Genomic DNA, 6,439 nt, shown 5'->3' with positions numbered 1-6,439 from the left:
GTCCTTGGCCTTGGCCGCGGCCTCCAGCGCAATCGGCATCGCACCCGTCCGGCGACACGCCGACGGGCATGCCTGCAGGTGGCCCCGCCGCCGAAGAGCGCTGAACGACCCGCCGGCCGGTTCGAAAAAACTCTTCTGCGATCCAATCCCGATAAGAGGTGGTGAGACATGTTGATGGCCGAAGGGACACCGGCGCTGGGACCGGTGCTGCAGGGAGCATCTCCCGGTGCCGGCGCGTGGGCTGCGGTGCTGCTGATGTCGCTGTCCACGCTCGCCGGGGCGTGGCTGGCCCGGCGTAACTCCGCGAAGGTGACGGTGTGGCTGGCGATCGCCTCGGCGATGATGCTGATCACCGCCCTGGTCGACCTGCTGCCCGACGCCTGGCGGGATGCGGCTGAAACGGGAGTACCCCTGTGGGCGGTCGGGCTGGCCATCGTGTTCGGCTTCCTGGTGATCACCCACTTCACCCGCAAAGGCTGCGGGCACGGGCACGGGCACGGGGGATCCAGGCCGGTCGGTGGCAGGCACGCGCCCGGCCTGCACCGCCGTGTCAAGGAAGCCGTCGACGCCGCCTTGTTCGGCGGCATGGGCACCGCGGCCGCCCTCACCCTGCACCGGGCGATCGAAGGCGCGACGCTGGCACTGACCGCCTCCGCCGTGGTCGTCATCGCCCTCATGGTCCACTCGGCCGGCGAAGGACTGGCCCTGGCCGCCCTGCTGGACATGGCCAGGCAGCGCCTGGCTCCGTGGCTGGTGGTCTCCTGCCTCAGCCCGGCCGCCGGCATTCTGATCGCCACCATCGCCCCGCTGCCCGGCCAGATCGTGCCGCTCCTACTCGGCATGGTCACCGGTGTGCTGCTGCGCACCGCAATCGTCGGCCTCAGACTTGCCGCCGCCGGCCAAGAGGGCGGTCGACTGTCCAAACGCCACCTGACCGTCGCCGCAGGCGTCGCCGTCACCGGGGGCGCCCTCCTGATCGCCACGCACGGCGTACTGGGTGAAGACCACCCGCAAACCGGGCACCGGCCCCACGTCGCCGGCCATACGGCACCCGCCTCACCCGCTCCCACGCCTTCTGCCCGGCCGCCGACCCCGCAGGTGCCGACTCCGCTGACCCAGGCTCAGTTGCGCGAAGCGGTGATCGCCGGGCGGATGACCCTGACCGAGGTGTTGGCCCGCACCGACGACGCCGTCAAAAACGCCTGGGTCGGATGGCTCCTATCCATCCTGCCCGGCCACAGCCCTGTCGAGATCGCCAGGCTCCTGACGGTAGGCGGAATCGACGCCAATCGCCGTATCGGTGACCTGACCGAGCAGCAACGCCGCTACCTGCTCAACGCCATCACCAAGTAACCGCCGACCCCGGCGGGGTCTTCCTTGTCACCGCCGACACCGGCCTCCCCAAAGACCATGCCGCCGAAGCCTCCGCCCAGGGCGCGTTTCCTGATCCGCCCGGCGATTGAGCCGCCACCACCGGGCCGGGAGCACAGGGCGCCTCCAGCTGAACACGCAGACCTGATGGGGCGCGGCCCGGGTGTCCCCGTCAGATGGCCGGCTGCGCCTGACCGTGATTCCTGTTCATCGGGGATCGACGGCCGGTGAGAGAGCGGGCTAATTCCTGTCATCAGGACGATTTGGTGAAAATTCGGTGATGAAAGCATGAGAACGACCTGGATCTTTAATCCTGGCGTCTCATAGAGTCGCCGCATGACGACCGTGCTGTGCGTACCGCAATGGCAAGGTTCGGCGTCGAGCAAGGCGCCGCGGCTGATGGCCGGTGCTCGCCGCGCCGCCGGACTCGTTCCGGCCGACGCCGTGGTGACCGTGCCGGTGCTTGATACCGGTGGGGAAAAGGTCGCCGGGATCCGCGCGTTCGACGCGCTCGTGGAGAACCAGCGGCTGACGCAGAAGGCACTGGCCGGTATCGACGACCGGGTGATCACCATCGGCGGCGACTGCGCAGTCGACATCCCGCCTATCGCCGCTGCCCACGCTCGCTATGGGGACGCTTTGACGGTGCTGTGGATCGACGCACATCCGGACGTCTACAGCCCGCAGTCCCTGCCATCGGGTGCCTTCCACGGGATGGTGGTGCGCGCGCTGCTCGGAGACGGGCCGGCAGGCCTCACGCCGGAGCAGCCGCTGGCACCACAGCAAGTGATCATCGCCGGAGAGCGGGCGGGCGACGTGTCCGAGCACGAGTACCTCGCGAAGACTGGTCTGCGCAAGTACGGCGTCGATGACCTGGAGCGTGTGCTGGACGGTCTACGCGGTCCCGTGTACGTACACATCGACCTAGACGTCCTGGAGCCCACTGCTTTCGGCGCGACCTGCTACCCGGAGCCGAACGGCGTGCAGCCGCAGCGACTGATCGACCTCGTCTCCCAGGTAAACGACATCATCGGGGCAGCCATCACAGAGCACGCGCCGTCCAGTGACGACGTCAACCCCGGCGAGGCCGAGGTGATCCGTCGGCTGGGGGCTGTGCTGATGCGCTGATGGTCGCGACAGAGCCGAAACGTACAGTCCCGCCCTGATGTTGAGGACGGCCGTACGCCACTACGCCGAGCCACTCGGCCACGCCGGCGGCGAACGCCTCCTCAAAGCGGCGCACCGCTGAGGCGGCCACCCGCGCGGTCGGCGGTTCCACGCCCTCACTGCGGCATCGCCGCCGTACCGCATCGGCCAACCGGCCGCGATCGATCTCCACCGAGCGCACCTCATCGGCCGGCCGCGTCCCGTACGTCTTGCGGATCTGCGCCCGGTGGTACTCGATCGTGCTGCCGACTAACTCCCACTCACGCCGCACGAGCTCACCGGCGGTGTCGATCGGCGTGTGCGCCTCATCCACCGGAGCCCAGGAGCCCTGGTGCGTCTTGTTCCGATCGCGCGGCAGCAACAGCCCGGCCAGATATTCACGGAACCCCCGGCGCTGCGCGAGCGAGCACCACAGATCATCAAACCGGGTCGCGTACTCTTCCAACGGACCCGGCGCTGGTGGACACGGACGTCGCGCGGTCGCCATCACGACCACCCCCGAACAGCAGCGACCATCCCTATCCACCGGCTCACTGCGATATCAGCCCTATGTCAACAAACCACCGACCAGGGCGCGCCATCCTCTAGGACCAGGTGCGGCCCTGCAGCAGCAGGTGCCCGTGTACGGCTTGCGCCGCCGGATGGCGGGTCCCGGCGCGAGAGGCGAGGAAGAGTGTGTTGATGGGCGGCAGTTCCGGCTCCAGGAGGGCCAGGAGCCGCCCATCGGCCAATTCGGCCGCGCACAGGTAGCGCGGCAGCACCGTGACCCCCGCTCCTGCCGCGACGGCGGCCAGCACCCCGCGCAGGTCGGGAACGACCAGCGCGGGGTTTCGCGTGAGCCGGGTGTCGAAGACGGTGCGCCAGTAGCGGCGCAGGATCGGCAGGTTCTCCGCGTAGGCGACGAGCGGGGCGCCGTCCAGCTGCCCGAAACTCCAGCCGGGAGCGGCGACGAGCACGAACTCCTCGTCGCACAGCGGCTCGACCCGCAGGCCGGCCTTGCGCGGCCGCACGCTGGAGATGACCAGATCGAGGCTGCCGTCGGCGAGGGCGGCGAGCAGCTGCTCAGGCAGGCCGAGCGTGACGCGCAGCCGCAGGCCCTCGCGCACCATCGCGGCCAGCGACGGCAGCACCCTGGCGCAGACCAGCTCGGCAGGGCCGCCCAGGTGGACGGTGCGGCCGAACACCTCAGCAGGCTCGCCGAGATCGCCCATCACCAGCTCGTCGAGAGCGTCGAGCGGCCCTGCGAGCCGTGCGGCCAGCTCGTCAGCAGCGGGCGTGGGTGCCATGCCGCGTGCCACCCGTTCGAACAGCGGCCTGCGCACGGCCCGCTCCAGCGACCTGATCTGGGCGGTGACAGCGGGCTGGGAGAGCTGGAGCAGCTCGGCGGCGCGGGTCACCGACCTGGCCCGGTAGACGGCCAGGAACGTGCGGAGCAGGTCGTACGACAAACTCATCAGAAAACTGATGATACCCAGAGCCCGTGCTATTGGTGGGTGATGGGTCGCCGGAGGCATGCTCGGGGCATGAGAATTCTGATCGTTCTGACCAGCCACGACACCCTGGGCGACACCGGACGCAAGACCGGCTTCTATGTGTCGGAGGCCGCGCATCCGTGGGAGGTCTTCACCACCGCAGGCCACGAGGTGGACGTGGCGAGTGTCAGAGGCGGAGTGCCGCCGCGCGACGGCGACGACCCTGCAGACCCCGCGCAGCGCCGGTTCCTGTCCGGCCTGGGTGAGACTCCTGCCGTGGACACCCTTGACCCTTTGGCGTACGACGCGGTCTTCTTCGCAGGGGGCCACGGCACCATGTGGGACTTTCCCGACAACCTCGCTCTGTCGCGGCTGACTCGGGAGATCTTCGAGAATGGCGGAGTGGTGGCGGCCGTCTGCCATGGGCCGTCGGCGCTGGCCGGGGTCACTCTCTCCGACGGCTCGCCCCTGGTGTCCGGAAGGCGGGTGGCCGCCTTCACCAACGAGGAGGAGGAAGCCGTCGGGCTGACGTCCGTGGTGCCGTTCCTACTGGCCGACCGGCTTACCGCAGAAGGCGCCACCCACGTGCCAGGCCCCGGCTTCGCCGCCCAGGTGGTGGTGGACGGCCGCCTGGTCACCGGCCAGAACCCAGCCTCGGCCCGCGACGCCGCCGAGGCGGTCGTCGGGCTGCTGTCCGAGGTCAGGCTGGGCGATATGCGCGCCTAAGTGGCCAGGCCACGCACGCCTGGCTCGTATCCTGGCGTGATCGTGACGCACCAGCTGTTCGGGGTCACCGCCGACATCCGCGAGGTGGCCGAGCGCATCGCGGCGCTCGGCTACCTGGCGGTCGCGCCGGACTTCTATCACCGCGCGGCGCCGGGGGTGGAGCTTCCCGCCTACGACCTGCTGCGCATGTTCTCCCGCAACGGGAATCCGACCCCGCTCGGGCGGGCGTTCGCCGAGTACGGGCGCATCGACAAGACCCTGCACCTGCTCGGCATCCTCGACCCGATCGACGACACCTACCACCGGCGCCTGAACAAGCAGCTCACCGTGCAGGAGTCCCGCCACCGGCTCACCCGGAAGATCTGCCACGGCGGAGGCGGCCAGATCCGCCAGCCCTACCGCGAGGGCCAGGAGGACCAGCCGGCCGCGCTCGGCCTGGTCGTCAACGCCGTCGCGCTGTGGAACACCCGCTACCTGTCAGCGGCCGTCGACCAGCTCCGCGCCGAGGGTGTCCCGGTCAAGAACGAGGATGTCCCGCCTCAGTCCGCTCGACCACGCCCACAGCAACTTCCTGGGCCGCTACGCCATCACCGCCTCCGCACCCGCCCAAGGCCTTCGGCGGCTCGGCGAAGTCCCCGACCTGCCCGGTACCGCCGGTTGAGCCGAAGGTGCGCGGTTCCTCGCGGTTCATCCACGTGGGCATAGGATCGGCGGCATGGCGTTGCGACTTGTTCAGATTGCGATGAATGCTCGGGATGACTCCGCACTCGGCCGGTTCTGGGCCGAGGCGCTCGGTTGGACCATCTCCAGCGAGGAACCGGGCGTGACCAACCTCGAACCCGAGGGCTTCACCTATCCCGATCCCGTCGCCGTCTGCCTGGACATCATCGCCGTCCCGGAACCCAAGACGGTGAAGAACCGGGTGCACATCGACCTCGCCACCACCTCTGCGGCCCATCAGGCGGACCTGGTCGCGCGCCTCCGGGATCTCGGTGCGACGCCCGCCGACGTGGGCCAGGGCGACGTTCCGTGGACGGTCCTGGTCGACCCGGAGGGCAACGAGTTCTGCGTGCTGGAGCCTCGGGAGATCTACCGGGACACCGGGCCGATGGCCGTGGTGGTGGTCGACTGCGCGGATCCGCGGGCCATGGCCCGGTTCTGGGGCGAGGCGGTGGACTGGACCCTGCACGAGGTGACCGACGATCACGCGGTGCTGCGCTCCGCCAAGGGCGTCGGCCCGTATCTCGAGTTCCTCCGCACGCCCGACGCCAAGACCGCGAAGAACCGCGTCCATCTCGACCTCCGGCCGTACCCCGGTGACGATCAGGCGGCGGAGGTGGCCCGGCTGCGGGTTCTCGGCGCCACCGACATCGACCTCGGCCAGGGCGACGTCCCGTGGACGTGCCTCGTCGACCCGGAGGGCAACGAGTTCTGCGTCCTCACCCCGCGCTGACGCGGAGCCTCTTCATCCGCGGGTCGTACAACGGCTCCTCGGCGACGACGGCGGCAGGCCGTTCGCCAAAGTACTCGATCTCCAGGCGCTGAGAGGCTACGGCCGGCGCTGGCGGCAACCAGGCGTAGGCGGTGGCCGTGCCGATCGTGAAGCCGTAGTCGGCGCTGGTGACGTAGCCGACCGGGGCGCCGTGGGCGAACACCGGTTCCTTCCCCGCCATCACCGGGCGGTCCATCGTCAGGCAGGGGGC

At 69.7% G+C, this 6,439-nt stretch carries 7 protein-coding genes and 2 pseudogenes; 6 read left to right on the top strand and 3 right to left on the bottom strand.

Going from position 1 to position 6,439, the window contains the following annotated elements; all coding sequences use genetic code 11:
* Positions 1 to 168 precede the first annotated feature (168 nt).
* Together ABZ260_RS44190 and ABZ260_RS44185 are read left to right on the top strand one after the other, a co-directional pair.
* Positions 169 to 1,353, top strand: coding sequence for a hypothetical protein (locus ABZ260_RS44190; protein WP_355629988.1), 1,185 nt, complete (start codon positions 169 to 171; stop codon positions 1,351 to 1,353).
* 354 nt (positions 1,354 to 1,707) lie between these two features.
* Positions 1,708 to 2,499, top strand: a complete 792-nt coding sequence (locus ABZ260_RS44185; protein ID WP_355629985.1) for an arginase family protein — start codon at positions 1,708 to 1,710, stop codon at positions 2,497 to 2,499.
* On the opposite strand, the gene ABZ260_RS44180 is transcribed toward ABZ260_RS44185, so the two are convergent.
* Positions 2,444 to 2,983, bottom strand: a complete 540-nt coding sequence (locus ABZ260_RS44180; protein ID WP_355629982.1) for a hypothetical protein — start codon at positions 2,981 to 2,983, stop codon at positions 2,444 to 2,446. The two genes, ABZ260_RS44185 and ABZ260_RS44180, sit on opposite strands and share 56 nt — an antisense overlap.
* Positions 2,984 to 3,122: 139 nt before the next feature.
* On the bottom strand, positions 3,123 to 3,992 hold the full coding sequence (locus ABZ260_RS44175) for a LysR family transcriptional regulator (RefSeq protein WP_350922441.1): 870 nt from the start codon (positions 3,990 to 3,992) through the stop codon (positions 3,123 to 3,125).
* Positions 3,993 to 4,061: 69 nt separating this feature from the next.
* On the opposite strand from ABZ260_RS44175, the gene ABZ260_RS44170 reads away from it, so the two are divergent.
* The 4 genes and pseudogenes from ABZ260_RS44170 (at position 4,062) to ABZ260_RS44155 (ending at position 6,189) form a co-directional block, all read left to right on the top strand.
* Positions 4,062 to 4,736: a type 1 glutamine amidotransferase domain-containing protein gene (locus ABZ260_RS44170; RefSeq protein ID WP_355629979.1), complete on the top strand. Its 675-nt coding sequence runs from the start codon at positions 4,062 to 4,064 to the stop codon at positions 4,734 to 4,736.
* Positions 4,737 to 4,853, top strand: a pseudogene (locus ABZ260_RS44165) (dienelactone hydrolase family protein); the annotation flags it as partial. It lies immediately after the preceding gene.
* 45 nt (positions 4,854 to 4,898) lie between these two features.
* Positions 4,899 to 5,397, top strand: a pseudogene (locus ABZ260_RS44160) (Tn3 family transposase); the annotation flags it as partial.
* An 81-nt stretch (positions 5,398 to 5,478) separates the two neighbouring features.
* Positions 5,479 to 6,189, top strand: coding sequence for a VOC family protein (locus tag ABZ260_RS44155; RefSeq protein WP_355629976.1), 711 nt, complete (start codon positions 5,479 to 5,481; stop codon positions 6,187 to 6,189).
* On the opposite strand, the gene ABZ260_RS44150 is transcribed toward ABZ260_RS44155, so the two are convergent.
* Positions 6,176 to 6,439: glycine cleavage T C-terminal barrel domain-containing protein (locus ABZ260_RS44150; RefSeq protein WP_355629973.1), on the bottom strand; the 264-nt coding region annotated here is incomplete at its 5' end. The two genes, ABZ260_RS44155 and ABZ260_RS44150, sit on opposite strands and share 14 nt — an antisense overlap.

Origin of the sequence: Streptosporangium sp. NPDC006013 (assembly GCF_040614275.1) — a bacterium.
In the GTDB taxonomy this organism is placed as follows: Bacteria; Actinomycetota; Actinomycetes; order Streptosporangiales; family Streptosporangiaceae; genus Streptosporangium.
This window is presented reverse-complemented; position numbering and strand designations above follow the sequence as displayed.

Coding starts and splice junctions, on each gene's coding strand:
- ABZ260_RS44175 (WP_350922441.1), bottom strand. CDS start 3,992: ATGAGTTTGTCGTACGACCTGCTCCGCACGTTCCTGGCCGTCTACCGG.
- ABZ260_RS44155 (WP_355629976.1), top strand. CDS start 5,479: ATGAATGCTCGGGATGACTCCGCACTCGGCCGGTTCTGGGCCGAGGCG.
- ABZ260_RS44190 (WP_355629988.1), top strand. CDS start 169: ATGTTGATGGCCGAAGGGACACCGGCGCTGGGACCGGTGCTGCAGGGA.
- ABZ260_RS44185 (WP_355629985.1), top strand. CDS start 1,708: ATGACGACCGTGCTGTGCGTACCGCAATGGCAAGGTTCGGCGTCGAGC.
- ABZ260_RS44170 (WP_355629979.1), top strand. CDS start 4,062: ATGAGAATTCTGATCGTTCTGACCAGCCACGACACCCTGGGCGACACC.